The sequence below is a fragment of the Mesorhizobium sp. WSM4848 genome (genome assembly GCF_055811375.1).
In genome coordinates, this window is record NZ_JBVVPX010000007.1 from 137518 (window position 1) to 154876 (window position 17359).

General features: G+C 62.0%; 20 protein-coding genes. 16 read left to right on the plus strand and 4 right to left on the minus strand.

The window, feature by feature from the left end; all coding sequences use genetic code 11:
- Positions 1-26: 26 nt before the first annotated feature.
- Together AC0L16_RS09805 and AC0L16_RS09810 are read right to left on the minus strand one after the other, a co-directional pair.
- Positions 27-332, minus strand: a complete 306-nt coding sequence (locus AC0L16_RS09805) for a hypothetical protein (RefSeq protein ID WP_023803842.1) — start codon at positions 330-332, stop codon at positions 27-29.
- Positions 333-617: 285 nt separating this feature from the next.
- Positions 618-1217, minus strand: a complete 600-nt coding sequence (locus tag AC0L16_RS09810; protein WP_473620464.1) for an addiction module antidote protein — start codon at positions 1215-1217, stop codon at positions 618-620.
- A 389-nt stretch (positions 1218-1606) separates the two neighbouring features.
- On the opposite strand from AC0L16_RS09810, the gene AC0L16_RS09815 reads away from it, so the two are divergent.
- From AC0L16_RS09815 to AC0L16_RS09850, 8 genes are all read left to right on the plus strand, one after another.
- A complete protein-coding gene (locus AC0L16_RS09815) occupies positions 1607-2047 on the plus strand; it encodes a hypothetical protein (RefSeq protein ID WP_473620465.1) in 441 nt (146 codons plus the stop codon).
- A gap of 79 nt (positions 2048-2126) precedes the next feature.
- Positions 2127-2681, plus strand: a complete 555-nt coding sequence (locus tag AC0L16_RS09820; protein WP_473620467.1) for a terminase large subunit domain-containing protein — start codon at positions 2127-2129, stop codon at positions 2679-2681.
- Positions 2682-2812: 131 nt separating this feature from the next.
- A complete protein-coding gene (locus AC0L16_RS09825) occupies positions 2813-3148 on the plus strand; it encodes a DUF3592 domain-containing protein (protein ID WP_473620566.1) in 336 nt (111 codons plus the stop codon).
- Between the two features lie 69 nt (positions 3149-3217).
- The gene (locus tag AC0L16_RS09830; protein WP_091599009.1) at positions 3218-3973 is read left to right on the plus strand and encodes a phage terminase large subunit family protein; all 756 of its coding nucleotides are present in this window, start codon (positions 3218-3220) and stop codon (positions 3971-3973) included.
- 267 nt (positions 3974-4240) lie between these two features.
- Positions 4241-4996 (plus strand): hypothetical protein, encoded by a 756-nt coding sequence (locus tag AC0L16_RS09835; protein ID WP_473620469.1) that lies wholly within the window; start codon positions 4241-4243, stop codon positions 4994-4996.
- Entirely contained in the window at positions 4993-5586 is a 594-nt protein-coding gene (locus AC0L16_RS09840; protein ID WP_473620470.1) for a hypothetical protein, read from the plus strand. The genes AC0L16_RS09835 and AC0L16_RS09840 overlap by 4 nt, the downstream gene beginning before the upstream one ends.
- Positions 5573-6151 (plus strand): hypothetical protein, encoded by a 579-nt coding sequence (locus tag AC0L16_RS09845; protein ID WP_473620472.1) that lies wholly within the window; start codon positions 5573-5575, stop codon positions 6149-6151. The genes AC0L16_RS09840 and AC0L16_RS09845 overlap by 14 nt, the downstream gene beginning before the upstream one ends.
- 512 nt (positions 6152-6663) lie before the next feature.
- Positions 6664-7233 (plus strand): hypothetical protein, encoded by a 570-nt coding sequence (locus AC0L16_RS09850; RefSeq protein ID WP_473620474.1) that lies wholly within the window; start codon positions 6664-6666, stop codon positions 7231-7233.
- Positions 7234-7603: 370 nt separating this feature from the next.
- On the opposite strand, the gene AC0L16_RS09855 is transcribed toward AC0L16_RS09850, so the two are convergent.
- On the minus strand, positions 7604-8221 hold the full coding sequence (locus AC0L16_RS09855) for a class I SAM-dependent methyltransferase (protein WP_473620568.1): 618 nt from the start codon (positions 8219-8221) through the stop codon (positions 7604-7606).
- Between the two features lie 126 nt (positions 8222-8347).
- Here AC0L16_RS09855 and AC0L16_RS09860 point away from each other — a divergent pair, with 126 nt between their 5' ends.
- On the plus strand, positions 8348-10066 hold the full coding sequence (locus AC0L16_RS09860) for a portal protein (protein WP_473620476.1): 1719 nt from the start codon (positions 8348-8350) through the stop codon (positions 10064-10066).
- Positions 10063-10386 carry a Bbp19 family protein gene (locus tag AC0L16_RS09865; protein ID WP_473620478.1) on the plus strand — a complete coding sequence of 108 codons (324 nt, stop codon included), beginning with the start codon at positions 10063-10065 and terminating at the stop codon, positions 10384-10386. Before AC0L16_RS09860 ends, AC0L16_RS09865 begins: the two co-directional genes overlap by 4 nt.
- A 187-nt stretch (positions 10387-10573) precedes the next feature.
- Here AC0L16_RS09865 and AC0L16_RS09870 read toward each other — a convergent pair whose 3' ends face one another.
- Positions 10574-10888 (minus strand): YMGG-like glycine zipper-containing protein, encoded by a 315-nt coding sequence (locus AC0L16_RS09870; RefSeq protein ID WP_077382798.1) that lies wholly within the window; start codon positions 10886-10888, stop codon positions 10574-10576.
- A 326-nt stretch (positions 10889-11214) separates the two neighbouring features.
- On the opposite strand from AC0L16_RS09870, the gene AC0L16_RS09875 reads away from it, so the two are divergent.
- From AC0L16_RS09875 to AC0L16_RS09900, 6 genes are all read left to right on the plus strand, one after another.
- Positions 11215-12147, plus strand: coding sequence for a hypothetical protein (locus AC0L16_RS09875; RefSeq protein ID WP_473620480.1), 933 nt, complete (start codon positions 11215-11217; stop codon positions 12145-12147).
- 219 nt (positions 12148-12366) lie between these two features.
- The gene (locus tag AC0L16_RS09880; protein WP_473620481.1) at positions 12367-13356 is read left to right on the plus strand and encodes a Coat protein; all 990 of its coding nucleotides are present in this window, start codon (positions 12367-12369) and stop codon (positions 13354-13356) included.
- A gap of 193 nt (positions 13357-13549) precedes the next feature.
- Positions 13550-13783, plus strand: a complete 234-nt coding sequence (locus AC0L16_RS09885) for a hypothetical protein (RefSeq protein WP_473620483.1) — start codon at positions 13550-13552, stop codon at positions 13781-13783.
- A gap of 520 nt (positions 13784-14303) precedes the next feature.
- Positions 14304-14567 carry a hypothetical protein gene (locus AC0L16_RS09890; protein WP_473620485.1) on the plus strand — a complete coding sequence of 88 codons (264 nt, stop codon included), beginning with the start codon at positions 14304-14306 and terminating at the stop codon, positions 14565-14567.
- A complete protein-coding gene (locus AC0L16_RS09895; RefSeq protein WP_473620486.1) occupies positions 14540-14899 on the plus strand; it encodes a phage connector family protein in 360 nt (119 codons plus the stop codon). Before AC0L16_RS09890 ends, AC0L16_RS09895 begins: the two co-directional genes overlap by 28 nt.
- The gene (locus AC0L16_RS09900) at positions 14899-17340 is read left to right on the plus strand and encodes a phage tail protein (protein ID WP_473620488.1); all 2442 of its coding nucleotides are present in this window, start codon (positions 14899-14901) and stop codon (positions 17338-17340) included. The genes AC0L16_RS09895 and AC0L16_RS09900 overlap by 1 nt, the downstream gene beginning before the upstream one ends.
- The last annotated feature ends 19 nt before the right edge of the window (positions 17341-17359 follow it).

Below are 17359 nucleotides of genomic sequence, written 5' to 3' on the forward strand. Positions count from 1 at the left end.
CGACCGGACGCGAGGCGATCGCGACGTCACATCTGGTCGTTGTAGGGTTCCTTCATCTGGCCGACCATGCGCGCCAGTTTGGAGAAGGACGGCATGTCCGCCTCCGGCTGACACTGGTTCGCCAGTTCCAGCAGCCGGATCGGGAAGTTGACGGCATCGCGGCTCGACGCCGACATGCCTTCGGAGCGCTCCTCGCTGGTCTCGCTGGCTTCGGCCTTGCGCAAGGCGATGTCTATCTCCTCGACCGTCAGCACGCCCTTGCGGACAAGGACCTGATTGATCGATGCGACGGCCATCAGCAGGCCCTCGAGTTGCAGATTGGCGACATTCATGGCTTTGCTCCCATTGGCAAAATTGCAAACGCGCGAGCGGCGGTTCCGATCCGGACAGCTGCACCATATCGCGGCGGGCGGCCGAATTTTAGGCCGATCCGCAAGATTTCGCTTGCTTTGTGACGGCAGCTATGCTAGGAATATAGTCATGGTGCTGAGTGGCGCCGACGACCCGCCCGCCCCGCCCACCGAGGCGGGTTTTTTGTTTTCGGATCTTCGCTTGCTTGGATTGAATGTCGGCGGGACAGAGGGGGGCGCGAAGGAACGCGACGCATGTGGCATGCATCAGGCTTCGGTCTTTTCGGCGGTAAGCTTCACTCCCAATGCCTTGACGACGCCCAGTAGCGTCGACAGGCGCGGGTCGCCGTCAGGGCTCAGCGCCTTGTACAGCGCTTCCCTGGTGACGCCGGCATCCCTTGCCACTTTGGACATGCCACGGGCGCGGGCAACTATGCCGAGAGCATTCGCGATGTAGCCGGTGTCGCCTGTGGCGAAGGCGTCGGCAAGCAGTTCGGCTTGAGCCTCTGTACGTTCCAGATGTTCGGCAGGGTCGAAAGGGATTGTCTCGACGGGCACTTCAAACCTCCTTGGCCATTTCGATGGCCTTTTTGATATCGCGCTTCTGCGAGGACTTGTCGCCGCCGCAAAGCAGGATGATATGAGCGCGTTGCCGCGCTTGACGAAGTACAGCCGATAGCCAGGGCCGTGGTCTATCCGAAGCTCGCCGATGCCGGCGAAGAACTTCACGTCGCCCATCAGTCCGGACTGAACGCGGGCGATGCGGATGGCAAGCCGCTCGACGGCGCGTGTGTCGTTCAGGCCGTTGAGCCAGTCGCGGAACGCAGCGGTTTGTTGAACGACCAGCACATGCGAATTATAGTTCACAGGTCGGAAAAATCAACGTGGCTGTGAAAAATAATTCACATTAAGCGGCTGCCAAAGCGCGGCGCGCGGCCGAATTTTAGGCCGCCCGCGAGATTTCGCTTGCTTTGTGACGGCAGCTATGCTAGGAATATATTCAAGGTGCTGATTTGCGCCAACGACCCGCCCCACCGAGGCAGGTTTTTTTATATCAAGCCTTCTCGAACGTTTGTGCCTGTGTTGCCGATACTCAGATGTCGGCGGGACAGCGGGGGCGCGACGGAACGCGACGCGTGTGGCCGTCGGTTGCGGAAGCCAAAGGCAAAGCCCGGCAAGCGGGCGCGCAAGAAACCTGCGCGGCCGGCCAAGAAAACAGCGAAGCCGGCGATGTCGGCCGGACGGCGGGGTAGGGCATGGCCGAGAATCCTTTCGACGACGAACCGGCTGATGTGACCGAACCCAGGCCGTCCGGCCGGCCGAAGCGATCGAAAAAAACGCTGGCCGATGGTTTTCTGGAAGCCATCCGCGCCGATTTCCGGGCGCATGGCGCCGGTGTCATCGCCGAGGTCCGCACCGAAAAGCCCGATCAGTATCTGAAGATCGTGCTGTCGATGCTGCCCAAGGACCTGCACGTCAACATCAACAGTCTGGAAGCACTGAGCGATGACGAAATCAGGCAGCGCATCCGCGGCCTCGAAGCCGTCCTGCGGCCGTTTCTCGAAAAGTCCGGCGTCGCAAGACAGGGGCTCGCAAGACCGGGCCTCGCAAAACCAGGCCTCGCAAAGCCGGGCCGCGACGGCGAAGACCGAATATCTAAGCCTGCTCAGGGAATTGGACCGGAGGCGGCGCACTAACCAGCTTGCCGCCTACCGGCCTTACCCGCGACAGGCCGAGTTCCATGCGGCCGGTGCTATCAACCGAGAACGCCTGTTCATGGCCGGCAACCAGCTCGGCAAGACAAGGGCCGGCGGCGCCGAATGGGCGATGCATCTCACCGGCCGCTATCCCGAGTGGTGGCAAGGCAAGGTTTTTGACACGGCCGTGCGGTTGTGGGCGGCCGGCGTCACCGCCGAGGGCACGCGCGACAACCCGCAGCGCATTCTGGTCGGCCCGCCGCAGCAGCCGGCGGCGTGGGGCACCGGCATGATCCCGGCCGACGCCATTGTCAGCACCATCATGGGGCGCGGCGCGCCGCATGGTCTGGACAGCGTCGTCGTGCGCCATGGCGGCGGCGGCGATGTGCAGGCCGACGAATCGGTGCTGTCGTTCAAGAGTTTTGAGAAGGGCCGCGAAAGGTGGCAGGGCGAAACGCTGCACGGCGTCTGGTTCGACGAGGAACCGCCGCTCGACATCTATTCCGAAGGCCTGACCCGCACCAACGCCACCGGCGGCATCACCATCGTCACCTTCACGCCGTTGCTCGGCATGTCTGAAGTGGTGTTGTTGTTTCTGTCGGCGGAAGAGGTGGAGGGGATGGGAGGTGAGTAGCGTTGCTCTACGCGCAGAATCGGATAGCACCAAGAGCGGGCGCCGGCCGGATGAGCAGTGAGCGTCATTTTTGGCGGTTACCGCAATCCTGGTTTTCTTGCACCCACCGACATGGTGAGTTATTTTGCCCTATGGCGCCAAAGGTACCGCTCTGGTTTGAAATTGTCTTTTTTGGGTTTTTATTGTTTTTCTTTTTTGGGTTTATCTTAGCGACGTGGCAGCAAAGAAAGTTTGCACGTGAGGCGGAATATTGGCCAGTGGTAAAGTCTGTGATAGTCGAGAGAATATGTGTCAGTAACGACCCAACAACGTACAACTTAAAAGTGAGATACGATTTCAACGGAGTAGAGTATTTAAGCGTTGCCAGAAATTTCTTTGAAATGAGCACCACAGACAAGTACGTGGGGGATGTCGTCTCTATAAAGGTGAATCCCGAAAATCCCGCATCGTCGGTTTTATTCTCTTAAAACAAGTATGACACGCAGAGATTGGCCCCAGTTTTGGCGCTCTGATGCTAAAACAGGGAGGGCATGTCGATGACCCGCCACGTCACCTTCATGACCATCGACGATGCCGAGCATTACACGCCGCAGCAGCGCGCCGCGATCATATCAGCCTATCCGGCGCATGAGCGGGAGGCGCGGGCCAGGGGCATTCCGGTGCTGGGTTCCGGCCGCATCTTTCCGGTGGCGGAGGAGCTGATTGCCTGCGAACCGTTCCGGCTGCCGCGCTATTGGCCGCGGCTCGGCGCGCTGGATTTCGGCTGGGATCATCCGTCGGCAGCGGTCGAGCTCGCCTGGGATACGGAGGCCGACGTCGTCTATGTCGCAAAAGCCTGCCGCGCCTCGCAGCAAACGCCGGCCATGCAGGCGCTGACCTTAAAACCGTGGGGCGAATGGTTGCCCTGGGCATGGCCGCGCGACGGCCGCCGCGAAACGCTGGAAGGTGCAGGCGTGGCACTTGCCCGGCAGTATGCCGCGCATGGGCTGAACATGCTTTCCAGCCATGCGCAGTTCGCCGACGGTTCGGTGTCGGTCGAGGCCGGGCTGATGGAGATGCTCGACCGCATGCAGAGCGGCCGCTTCAAGGTGTTTTCGACGCTTCTGCCCTGGTTCGAGGAGTTTCGGCTCTACCACCGCAAGGACGGCCAGGTGGTAAAACTGCGCGACGATCTGATGGCGGCGACCCGCTACGGCGTGATGATGCTGAGGGAAGCGGTGGTCGACCCGGCGGAGTTCAAGACGGCACGGCGAAAGGCAGGGCAGAGCGATCCGCTGGGGGCTTTCAGGTGAGGGTCTGACATTGCCAACCGGGTGATGATCGGGCCGGCATCAGGAAAGGCATCGGGCCTATCGCCGCAACATTGAGCGCGGGGTGCTGGGCGGGCTGGCGATCGCGGGCATCCGACCAATTGTTGGGTAATTACGGCCGACGCTGGCATCGCTATTGCGGATGCTGGCCTAATACGTCAATTTCTGGTCTTGAAACTCATCATTTGCTAAGGCGACCCTGATGTAATAGGACCAAGCTAGCCTGAGGAAATGGCGTGGGGGATTTCTTTGACGGCCTTTGACGAAATCCATTCGCTGCAATTTGCGTGGTTTACCCCTGAAGAGAAGGCTACGAAGGACATCGAAGCCACTTTCCAGAACGCCATAGGAATCGTTCCGGACCAGGTACAGAGACAGCGTCCTCCGGCGACTCCTATCCCGATCCTTGTCGCCTCAGCCATCGAGAACGCGACACAATTCAGAATTCAAGCCGTGCCGGGACGCGTGGACTTGTTCATTGAGCCTGTCTCTAGAGACCCCGTTCATTTCCCGTTTTTCAGTGACTTTGCCATAATTCAAAGCAGTCTCTTAAAGGCAAAGGCTTTTTGCCAGTTCACTGGATCATCTACATATCGCCAGTCATTCGTTGTGAAGATTGCGAAGCGTCTTCCAAACGCGTCGAGCTTTGGAGATGAGTTCCGGAAAATCCTTGGTGTAGATCACAATTTGAGCGGTGCCGCCGACTTCATTTTCCAGATGAATAAGGCAATTAAGCTTGGCCAGTACGACATAAATCGAGTCCTTCGGTGGAGCGCTGAAGTTGCGCAGGTTCAGCAAGTCTCCTTGAATCCAGCGGCGCAAGGCATGCCTGTGGGAGCTGTTGTTGGCTTAGCCCACTTTGTGTCCTATGTTATAGATATAAATACCGTTCCCAGTCCCAGTGGGAAGTCATTTGACGCAGCCGGGCAAATTTCGGTGCTGGAAAAACTGGGAAGCGTTGTGGACCGATGCGTTGCGTTCGAGACCCTAGGAGACGTCAAATGAGTGGTGCTACGCCTTTTTTCCGAGCAGGCGGCTACCCGATCGATAGTCAGAGTGGCCACCAGTTCGCTACTGCAAGCTCCGCTATGATCTGGGGTTCGGTTGCCGCCGCAGTACTCGCGAGTACGACCCCCTCGTCGGCTGCTCTTCCGTTTTATGTCACACCGAAGATAGTTCATCATTCGGGAGCAACGTCGACAAACGGAAGTTTTACCGACATGCTTCGCCGTGCCGCGTACGTTGACCTTCACAGCGCGATCGAAGCGCTGGCGGCGATCCCGGCTGAGGAGGATTACCACATCGACGTTTTGGCGGCAGAAGGCGCCCATTTTGCGCTTTCTCTCCTGTATATTACGGGGATTGCTGTGCCGAAGGTCTTTTCACACGACTCAGAATCGGTGACGTTCAGTTGGGCGCGCGGCTCCGAACGGCAGTATATGACTGTCTCGGAAGGGGTCGCCTCCTTGCTTCGGACAAGCTCTTCGAAAAGCGAGATCTTGGAGCATTCATCTCTGCACGAGTCTTCGATCGTGGGGCTTCTGAAAATGGCGGGGGAGTATGGCGGCGGACTCGAGTTTGTTGGGCAGCAATGAAATTGTTGCGAGATGTGCTATTTTCCCCCAATTTTCCACCGAAGGGATTCGCAACTCATTCGCCTCTGATAAGCTCATTTATTTCAGAGAGCCGAAGGTAAAGACGATACCCAAGACTTGGCTGCTTTCAGTGGGTTGGCGAGCCAAACTCTCCAGCGACCCCGACGTGCACGCCTACGGCTGCAGAACCGCGGCAAATAGCAATGAACGTAAGGCTGAAGAGGCGAAAGCTAAGGGCCAGACGATAGTTCCGCTTCAGGATACGGTCCACTATCTAGGATACTACGATATCGCCGTTGCCGCCGCGATGGCCGCCGCTAATGACATATACGAGGTTTACGCTGAGAACGCGCCAGAGCTTGGCGAAAATGCGCACTCACACATCGTGTTGAGAGAGAAGGCCAAGCTCGAAAAAAATCCGCCAAAGAGCGCACGAAGAACGGAGATTGTCGACGCACTTTGGCGAAAATCGGCAGGACCAAAAAAGCACATCTGTGCTTGCGATGAACCTCACAGAGCATTCCTGGAGGCAATTCCCTTAGACGCGCCACCGGCACCCGATTAGATCCAGGGCTCAGTGCCGCTGATGGCGGCGACACGTTATGGCGTTATGATGCTCAGGAAGCGGCAGTGGACCCAGCGGAGTTCAAGGCGGCGAGGGGCGGGCGAAAGGACAGAGCGGTCCACTGGGCGTTCAGGTGAGGGACGAGACAACGAACGAGCACGGTAATACCGCAAGCGTGCAGCTTGCGTTCATAGGTGCCCAACGGCAATAGATATCGCCGCAACAGTAGGTCTGGGGGCACTATGGAACCGGAAAACTCACTTCTTGGGACCGTCATTTCGTGGATACCCATGCTGATTTATCTCGTACCGCAGCTTTGGGTAACGATCTGGCTCACGTTCAAACTGATCCGCGTTCAGCAGGCGATGGCGAGCGCAGGAAGGCATCCTGACCAAGCTGACCGACATGGACAACCGCATGTCCGGAAAGCCCAGTCAGGACTGAGGTCACCCGCTCCAGCCGCTACCTAGTGAAGTGGCTGTACCGTAAGCGGACTGGGGCAGTGAACCGATATGCCAAGCCGCGTCATCCCTGCCACCCTGCGCGACCTCAGCTACATCGCCGCCAATCTGCGGCCCCAGGACCTGACGGAGATCGACTGCCAGTTCGACGAATGGTCGCCGGCGCTGCTGGCGCTGACGGCGCTGCAGGGGTTTGCCTATGTCGCCGAGCTGAACGGCAATCCGGAGGCCGGTTTTGGCGCCGCCGAGCAGCGCGGCGGCTTATGGATCGCCTGGAGCTGGGGCACGCGCCGCATGAAGCGCTGCGTGCCTGGCATTACCGAGTTCTTTCACGCCGTGCTCGGTCCGCAGGTTGCCGCGCACGGCGCCTGGCGGGTCGAGGCGCGGGCGCTGGCCACCAATGAATTGGCGCTGCGCTGGCTGGCCCAGCTTGGCGCCACGCAACGCTGCCGCCTGCCGTGCTACGGCCGCAACGGCGAGGATTTTTTGCTCTACGACTGGACAAGAGAAAGCTGGAACCATGTGCCTCTTCCAAAAGCCGCCGGCGCCGAAGCCGTTGCCACCGGCACCGACCATTGCCGACAAGGACGTTCAGGCGCGCGAAGCAGCCCTTCGGGCTGAACTCGAGCAGCGCCAGGGAACGCCGAGCACCGTCAAGACCGATCTGTCGCCGAGCGAACTCACCGGCCGGCGCCGCGTGCTGCTGGGGGTGTGATGTGGGTGGGAGGAGACGCTCGTTTCGTAGTCGCGTGCTGGCCGGTGGTATTGGCGCCGGCATGCGAAATTGGTGACGCGGCAAGGGTGAAGAGCACCCCTTCGCCCCTTGTGGGAGAAGGTGGATCGGCGCGTTAGCGCCGAGACGGATGAGGGGTGCTGGAAGAAATGAGGCAGTGGATTTCTGCGCTATTGCCAAGCTGGAACACCCCTCATCCGACCTCGCTTCGCGAGGCCACCTTCTCCCACAAGGGGAGAAGGCAAGGCTCTTCAGCGCTCACCCCGGCTTGTGCGCGAACGCCCAGACCATCAGCGGATATTCCTCGTCGTTGCTGAGGTCGCGCCATAGGCCGTAGGCGCGCACCGGGCCGCCGATATGGGCCTTTGCGCAGGCTCTGTTGCCCCAGCTGAACACTTCTATCCCGGATTCCGGGAAGCCGCCTTCGACCAGCAGCTGCTTCAGGCCGGCGGGGGTCCAGCGGTTGTAGTCGTGCGGCCTGGCATGCACCCTGAACAGGAACGGCGTCGCCACCATCGCCCAGCCGCCCGGCCGGGTCATGGCGTGGATATTCTGTGCCGCGGCAAACGGGCGCTGCACATGCTCCAGCACCTGGTCGGCGATGACGACGGAATATTGCCGGTCGGTGCGGTCCTGGCAGATGTCGAATTCGGGAAAATCGACCGATGCATAGTTCGAGCACATCGTCTTCCAATGGCGGTTCCAGCCGGGCGAGATCTCGATCACGTCTGAGGATTTGTGGCCGTCGGCCTCAAGAAACGCGGTGAACGCCTCGATCTGCCTGATGCGCAGCCAGTTGCGGGAATCGTAGCCGATCAGCCGCTTTGCAACCTGCTTGCTTCGCCTCTTCAGGGCGCCGGGTAGGCTTTCCGTCATTGTCAAATCGATCTCCTTGAGTCGCCGCTGCGCCCCCTTGAACATCGCAAAAGCGAGCAAAATTCGACCTGGCCTTGGCAATATCTGGGCTTCGAACAAGCTGATACCACCGAACAAGGAAATGCCATGGCGAGCGATTCCCGTGCCCACGATATCCTGTCGCGACAGGCGGAACTGGAGAGCGAGCGCAGCCGGTATGAGGCTGTCTGGGAGGCGGTGTCGGAATTCTGCGACCCCGACGCGCCCGATGTCTGGAGTGGGCGCCGGGGCGCGGAACCGCAGGCCGAGCGGCACGAGCGGCGCGGCGCCCGTGTCTACGCCAACACCATCAACTCGGCCGCCAACCGGCTGGCTGCCGGGCTGGAAAGCCTGATCATCCCGCAGTCGGAAAAATGGCACGGGCTGTCGACCGCCGCTGTGAACGACGAGGAGAGCGAGGAGGAGAAGGAATGGGCGGAAGCGCTTCGCGATTTCCTGTTTGCGCTGCGCTATTCGGCCAATTCGAACTTCGTGCCGGCGACGCAGGCCTGCCTGCGCAACGTCGTGCGCTACGGCCCGGCCTATCTCTACGCCGAGGAGGGCTTTGGCGGCACGCTGATCCGCTATGCCTCGATCCCGGTGGTCGAGGGCTATCTCTGCCGCAACCGCTGGGGCCAGGTCGACATTTTCCACCGCCGCTATGAGCGGACGGCACGGCAGGCGGCGCAGCTGCTTGGCTATGACAAGCTGCCGGCGCGGATCAGAATGCTGGTCGACGATCCGGCCAAGTGCGAGACCAAAATTTCGCTGATCCAGTGCATCCAGCCGCGCGACGAGCCCAAGATGTACCGGTTGGGCGGATCCTACCAGTATCTCGACACGGCGTTCGCCTCCTATCACGTCGTCGAAGACGAGGAGGTCATCGTCAGGGAGAGCGGTTTCCGTTCCTTCCCGGTATCGTGCTTCAACTGGCGCCGCTATGAGGGCGATCCCTATGGCATCTCGCCGACCATCGAGGCGCTGACCACGGTGCGCGAGGAAAACGCCGTGCGCCGCTCGGGCCTCAGGGCGCTGCAGCAGATCACCGATCCGGCGACCGCGTCGAAGGCACGGCTCGACTATGTGCCGGTGCTCAATCCCGGCGAGAATTATCCGGGCCTGATCGACGACAATGGCCGGCCGCTGATTGCGCCGATCGTCACCGGACAGAACCCGACCCATGCGTTCAACTACGCGGAAAGCCGGGCCGAGGAGATCCGCGACATGATGTTCGTCAACCTGTTCCAGACGCTGGTGCAGAACCCGCAGATGACGGCCACTGAAGCCTTGATCCGGCAGGAGGAGAAGGGCGCGCTGCTCGGGCCCTCCGGCTCGATCATCCAGGCCGGCTTTGCCGCCAATCTCGACCGCGAGTTCGCTATCCTCGAGGACAAAGGACTTTATGAGGAAGACAGCCGGTTCCTGCCGCCGGCGAGCCTCGCCGGCAAGGCGGTACGGCCGACCTTCACCGGCCCGCTCGACGTGCTGCGCCGCTCGGCCGAGGCGCGCGATACCATCCAGGTGGTGACCACGGCCATGCAGATGGCGCAGTTCGACCCCGACGTGATGGACAATATCGACGGCGACGAGGCGCTGAAGATCGTGCAGAGCGCCGGCCGCAGCCCGCAGCGCATCTTTCGCCGCCAGGACGAGGTGGCGGGGATTCGCGACGCCAGAGCCAAGGCTCAACAAGCGCAGGCCGGGATGGCGGCGATCGCCACCGCCGGCAAGGTTGCCAGGGATGCCGTGCCGGCGGCGGTTCAGGCCCGCGACAGCGGCCTGCTCGACAGTTTTGGCGGGCTGATGCCGCAGGAGGGCGGCGCATGAGCGGCAAAGGCTTCGCCCATTCGCGCCAGGCCGGCGGCCCGGCCAAGGCGCAGGATGCGCTGACCAGGGCCTATCTCAGGGTGTTTTCGGGCCAGGACGGCGAGATGGTGCTGGCCGACCTGACGGCGGCGACCGGCTATTACCGCCGCCCGTCCTATGGCGAGTGGCTGGCCAAGACCAGGACGCCGAACGGCTTCGAGCTGCACAGCGCGCTGAGCAACGCGCGCGCCGAAGTGGTGCAGCACATCATGGGGTTTTTGACGCTGGACGAAGCGCAACTGGCGGCGCTGGAGAAGGCGGCGCGGCTGGAGGTGAGGTAGGGGTAAGGCACCGGCGTTGGTGACACCTTCTCCCCTTGTGGGAGAAGGTGGATCGGCGCGAAGCGCCGAGACGGATGAGGGGTGCTGGAAGAAATGAGGCGTCGGTAGTCTCTGGAACACCCCTCATCCGGCCGCTTCGCGGCCACCTTCTCCCACAAGGGGAGAAGGGAAGACCAGCGCAAACGTCTCAATAATTGCCGCGGTAGTAGCGGTCGTCGCATGGTGCGGTGTAGATGCGGCCGTAGCGATCCTGATAGCGGCAAAGCTGTTCGCCGCGCCGCTGTGGCGTTGTCGCGCTGCCGACGACCGCCCCCAGCAGGGCGCCGCTGGCTGCGCCGATAACCGTGCTCTTGGTGTCGCGGCCCAGGGCCTGACCGACGAGAGCGCCGCCAGCACCGCCGACCAGGGCCCCTGTGGTGGCTCTTTGCTGCCCTTCGGTCTGTGCACATCCTGCCAGCGCGGCAGTCACAAGCAGGGCGGCAATGGCTTTGTACATGGTCATCGTCTGATACTCCGTTGAAGCCTATGAACTAATACACTGGCTGGTTTTGCCAAGTGTTTGCCAAGTGCGGTTGCATTGCGGCGGAACCGCGGCAACCGCTTGTCACGAAATGCGACATGGTTTCTTTCGTCTTGACGGTGCGTGCCTCCGGCTCTGAAAGATCGTACTCGAACAAGACGATAGAGCCAGGCTCTGTCGAAAGGAATCAGGCTGCGGCCGCAACGATTCCGCCGGGTCCAGCCGATCCCTGAACAATCCAATAACACGCCTGTCTGAACTGGCCAGTGCTCGTTTCCATTTGCAAACAACAAGAAGGAATCTTTCTCATGACAGATCTGGCAGACGCCGGGTCCGTGGTGGCGTCGCCACCGGCGGGCAACCTTGCAGGGCCACTTGCAGACCCTTTGGCAGGCCCACTGGCCGCCGGGGACAACGGGTCCGCCCCGCCGGCCGGCAACAGCTGGTTTGACGGTCTTTCCGAAGGCAACCGCAAGCTCGCTGAAACCAAGGGCTGGACCAGGCCTGAAAGCCTCGACCGGGTTCTCACATCCTATGCCGAGCTGGAACGGCTGCAGGGCGAAAGCCTGCGCATTCCCGCAGCGGACGCCACTGCGGAAGACTGGGACAGGTTCCATGCCCGGCTGCCTGAGGCGATGCGCCCGCTGACATCGCCCGACAAGGTCGAGTACAGGCGCCCCGACGGGCTTCCCGAACACTTCGCCTATTCGGACGAACTCGCCAACGCGTCGAAGGCGTGGGCGGTCGAGGCCGGCGCCACGCCGAAGGTGGCGCAGGCCTATCACGACCGCTTCGTCGGCTACATGGCCGAACAGGCCAAGGCGCAGCAGATCGCCCTTGCCCGTTCGGTCGAGGCCACTCACGACGACCTGGTCCGGGACTGGGGACCGACCGACAGCGACGGCTTTCGCCAGCGACTGGAGGTCGCCAACCGGGCGATGAAGAAGCTCGGCCTGGTCGAAGCCTACAAGGCGAAGGGCATCCTCCTGCCTGACGGCGCCTTGACCGATCCGCAGATCGCCAAGGCGTTCCACGCGGTCGGCGAGGCGATGTTCCGGGAAGACACGATCGACGGCGGCGCGGCTTTGAGCGGAGGCAATCCGTTCAAGCGCAACGCCGCCGGCGAACGCAACCTGACCGATATCTCGGCCCTCGTCAGAAGCGACCCCGTCCGCGCCCGCCGGCTGGCACGCGAGGCCGGCGAAAACCCCGATCTGTGGATACAAAATAACCCCTTGTGAGACAGGGCATACATCCGAAGCCCCCTCATCCGGCCGCGGAGCCTGTCCTCGGGCTTGCCGGAGGCAAGACCCGTGGGCGGCCACCTTCTCCCCGGTGGGGAGAAGAGGCTGGCGCCGACGTTGCAAGTCTCCTCTCCCCCGCGGGGAGAGGTCAGCCGAGCGAAGCGGAGGCTGGGTGAGGGGGCGCAGCCGTTAATCAACCCCTGAAGGAAAGAAAAAATGGCAGACGCCTATACCCGCATCGCGGACGCGATCGTTCCGTCCGTCTATGCACAATACTCGTTCGAGGAGCACGTCCAGTCGCTCGAGATCTACCAGGCCGGGATCCTGTTTTCCGACCCGGCCATCGCCTCGAAGCTCTCCATGGGCGGGCGTTCCGTCGACATGCCCGGCTGGAAGGATCTCGGCAGCGATCCGTCCGAGCCGGTCAATGACGATCCGGCCGACTCGATCGAGATGAAGAAGATCGGCGCGCGCCGCGAGGTCGCCGCCCGCAATGTCCGCGCCCAGGCGTGGGGCATTCCGGACCTGACCTCGATCCTGGCCGGCGACGACCCGCAGAAGCTGATCGTGCGCCGCCAGACCGACTACTGGCAGCGTGCCAACAAGCTGACGCTGCTCGGCATCCTGAAAGGGGTGCTGGCCGACAACGTCGCCAATGATGCCGGCGACCTCGTCCGCATCACCGGCGCCTCCATCGTCGACACCGACATCATCGAGGCCGCCTATCTGATGGGCGACCGCGCCGACAAGTTCAAGACGATCTGGATGCACTCCAAGCAGATGAAGGCGTTGAAGCTCGCCGACCTCATCGACTATGTGCCGCCGTCCGAGCAGGGCGGGCCGCTGATCCCCTATTACATGGGGCTGCGGGCGGTCATCGACGACGACATCCCGGTGGCGTCGGGCGTCTACACGGCGTTCATGTTCAAGGACAAGGCAATCCTGTGGAACGAGCTGCCGGTCAATACCGAAGGCGGGCCGCTGGAGTTCGACCGCAAGCCGCGCCAGGGCCATGGCGGCGGCGTCACCGAAATGGTCGCCCGCCGGCACTTTGTTCCGCATGTGCCCGGCACCCGCTTCCTCGACGCGTCGACGGCGGGTGAGTTTGCGACCGATGCCGAACTGGCATTGGCGGCGAACTGGGACCGCACGGCGTCGAGCGTCAAGCACATGACGTTCATCGCGCTGAAGACGACGGAAGCCTGAGCGGACCGGAAGGGGCGGGGCGTCAGAGGTCCCGCCCTTCTGGACATCCGGTCGGCCGATGTGGCGAATCCCAATTCACGCGCCGTGCTGCCCCAAAATTGTTGTTGTTGCACATTGATCAATTGCCGCCACCAAACGGTTACACAAGAGGGCGATGCTGTCATGTCTTTGCAATGGGAGGGTGGCCATGGATATGACCTACAAGGCGGTTCAGGATGTGCTTCGAAAAGCGGGCATTGTCATAAGCAAAAAGGGCGAACTCCACCGCATCAACTTCTTCAGCGGCCTGGAAAACACCGCCTACTACACGACAAGTCTTCAGGAAGCCCTCGACAGGGGCTTGGCGATGGCGAGAGGCGCCGAAAAATTGCCAGCAAGCGCCTTTGCCAAGTCGCGCGGGCGGCCGACGAGCGTACACTTCGGCTGACGCCGCAGGATGTCATCGCCGCGTTGCGCGGCGATGTTGGGAAACTGCATATTATCAGGTTGCGCACGCTGCGAGTTTTCTGCGGTCGCGTTCTGTGGCGCCCCCTCTGTCCTGCCCCTCTTAGGCAAGAAATTGGCATCTCCCCCACGGGTGGGGAGATTGGCTGTCACTGCCGCTTTCGCCAACCTTCAACATTGCAGGACTAGCGGGGCGCTAAAACCGCCGATCTCCCCCCAAGTGGGGGAGATGTCCGGCAGGACAGAGGGGGGCGCCACGGAACGCGACCTTCCTCACAATCCCACCCCAACCGGAGCGGCTTTTCCGATCCACACAGCGATATTGTGAAACTGCATACTGTCAGGTGGCGCACGCTGCCAGTTTCCTGCGGTGGCGTTCTGTGGCGCCCCCCTCTGTCCTGCCCTCTCTTTGCCAAAATTTGGCATCTCCCCCACGGGTGGGGAGATTGGCAGCTTCACCGACAACGCCCTTTTCCCGATCCACACTGATGGAGGCCAAAACCATGGCCATCACCCCGCTCGACATCGCCAACATGGCGCTCGGCGTTCTCGACGAGGCGACGGTCGACAGCCTTGACCAGGATGTCAAACCGGCCCGCCTGCTCAACCTGCATTTCGACCTGACCCGCGAGGCGGAGCTGATGAAACATGCCTGGGTGTTCGCAATCCTGGCGGCTGCCGTCGCCGGGTCCGATACCGGCAGTGGCGCCGGCACGCTGAACTTTGCCTATGATTGCCCGTGGACTGCCTGCGGGTTTTGCCGCTGACCCACAATGGCGAGCCGGATGGCGTGCCGATCGCGTGGCGCCAGGAAGCCGGGCTGATCTATTGCGACCAGCCTTCCCCTCGCATCATCCGCTATATCGCCAACCTCACCGATCCGAACGACTGGGACGCGACGTTCACCGAAGTGCTGGTTGCAGCGCTTGCCGTCAAGATCGCGCATCCGCTGACCCACAAGGCGGGCATGATCGACATCGCCCGCGGTGCCTATAGCGCGGCGCTGGACGCGGCGTTCCACGCCAACGCCATCCAGCGTGGCGGCAGGTTTTCAACGTCGTCCTGGGCGATCCAGCGCGGCGGCTACTGGCGCGCCTGATGACGATGCTCTATCCCATCCAGGACACCTTCGTCCGTGGCGAAATCAGTCCGCGATTGCACGCCCGCGCCTCGCTCGATCTTTACCGGGGTGCACTCTCCCGCTGCGAAAACTTTTTGACGCTCCCGCATGGTGGCATTCGCAAGCGCGGCGGCACCTATTTCTGCGCCGAGGCGAAGGATTCTGCCAAAGCGACGCGGCTGATCCCGTTCATCTTCTCGGCGGATCAGGCCTATGCGCTCGAATTCGGCGATCTCTACATCCGCGTCCATGCCTATGGCGCCCGCGTCGGCACGGTGGAAGTGGCGACACCCTATCTCGAAGCCGATCTGTTCGACCTGCAATTCGTCCAGTCCGCCGACCAGATGTGGATCACCCACAAAAACCACCTGCCGCAGGTTCTCACCCGCACGGGGCACACCACTTGGACACTGGCCGAGTTCGTCTTTCTCGACGGCCCCTATGACGACATCAACACAAGCGCGACCACGCTGACGCCCGCCGAGACAGGTGCTGTCCATCCCCAAATGACCAGCGATACGCTGCCAACCGGGACCGCTGCTGCAACCGCCGGCACCGCCTGGCATGCGTTCGACCGCGACAACGGAACAAACCTCAGCTTTGGCGCGACCACCGGCGACGTATCCTATGATTTTGCAGGCGCCACGACCAAGGTCTGCGACGCTTACTGGCTAAGGGCGAGAGCAAGCGGCAATCCTCGGGCAGCGGTGGCCTGGGATTTCCAGGGCTTTGACGGCACCAACTGGATCTCGCTTGACAGCCGGACGGCGGAAACCGGCTGGTCGCGCGGCGAGGTGCGGTTTTATGAGTTCCAGAACGAGACCGCCTATCAGGCCTATCGGCTGACTATTTCGGGATCGGAGGACGACAGCAACCTCGACATCGCCGAAATGGGCTGGCACGAAGGCGGCGACAGCCAGACGCCGTTCGACCTCACGGCATCCTCGATCGTCGGCATCAATGGCGGCACCGGCTTCCAGACCAGCGATGTCGGCCGGACCATTCGCTTGCTCGGCTCGGATGCTGTCTGGCGCTGGGCGCGCATCACCAGCCGCAGCAGCGCGACCGTGGTCAAAGTCAGGCTCTATGGGCATGCGCTGCCCAATCTCAGCCCGATCGCCCGCTGGCGCCTCGGCACCTTCGTTCCCGGAAAATACGTCGAAAGCGGTTCGCTGTACGAGGAGCGCCTGGCCTTCAGCCGAAAATTCTCGGTCTATGCCTCGGCAACCGGCGACTTCGACAATTTCGCCACCGGCGAAAAGGACGACGCCGCGCTGGAGTTCGTCCAGGCCGGCGGCGGCCAGGCCAACGATATCACCTGGATTGCCGAATCCGACGGGGCGCTGATCATTGGCACACTGGGCGGCATCCGGGCGCTGTCCGGCTCGGGCATCGATGAAGCGCTGACGCCGTCATCGTTCAAGAACCGCCGCTCGCGCACCTTCGGCTGCGCGCCGCTGCGCCCAGTCGACGCCGGGCAATCGTTCCTGTTCGTCACAAGGTCGCGCAAATCGATTGCCGAACTGACCCAGAGCGCGACCGGCAAATTCACCTCGGAGGATGTCGGCCAGGTCTCCGAGCATATCCCGAAACAGGGCGTTGTCGAACTGGCGTTCCAGACCGATCCGGACCCGGTGCTGTGGTTCCCGCTGGATAACGGGGAGTTGGGGGGATACACGCACCAGCCCTCGCAGGAAGTCCGCGGCATGCACCGGCATCGCATCGCCGGCGCGTTCTCCGGTTCGCTATGGGGCGTCGTTGAAAGTGCCGTGGTGACGCCGGGGCAGGACGGCAATGACGATCTGTGGCTGATCGTCAAGCGCACCATCGGCGGCGCCACCAGGCGCACTATCGAAATCAAGTCGGTGCCGTTCGAATATGGCGAGGTGGCCGACGCCTTCGAGGTCGATTGCGGCCTGACCTATGATGGCGTGGCCACAGCCACGGTCACAGGGCTCGATCATCTCAACGGCGAAACCGTCGACGCCCTGGCGGATGGTATAGTCTATCATGACCTTACCGTGGCCGCTGGGGCGGTTTCCCTGCCTGGGGGTGCGACTGCTGCCAAATGGCAGGTTGGCCTGCCCTATGAGGCCGGCGCCGATACGCTGGAGCTAGATGTTGGCGGCAGGGACGGCTCGATCGTCGGGCGTCGAAAGAAGGTCAGCAAGGTCATTCTATCGCTGTTTGAGACGGACACCACAGGGCTGGAGATCACGTCGATGCAGCGTGGTCGGTGGGAGCCGGTTCGCATTCCCTCGGTCGTGACGCCTGGCAGTTCGGCAAACCTGTTCACCGGGAACGTGGAGGTGCCGATCGATGATAGTTGGGAAGGGCAGGGGCGGGTGAAGATCCGCCACACCAACCCGACGCCGTGCACCATTCGGGCGTTCACGCCGGTGTTCGACGCCGAGGCCTAGGGCCCTCAACACCAACCGT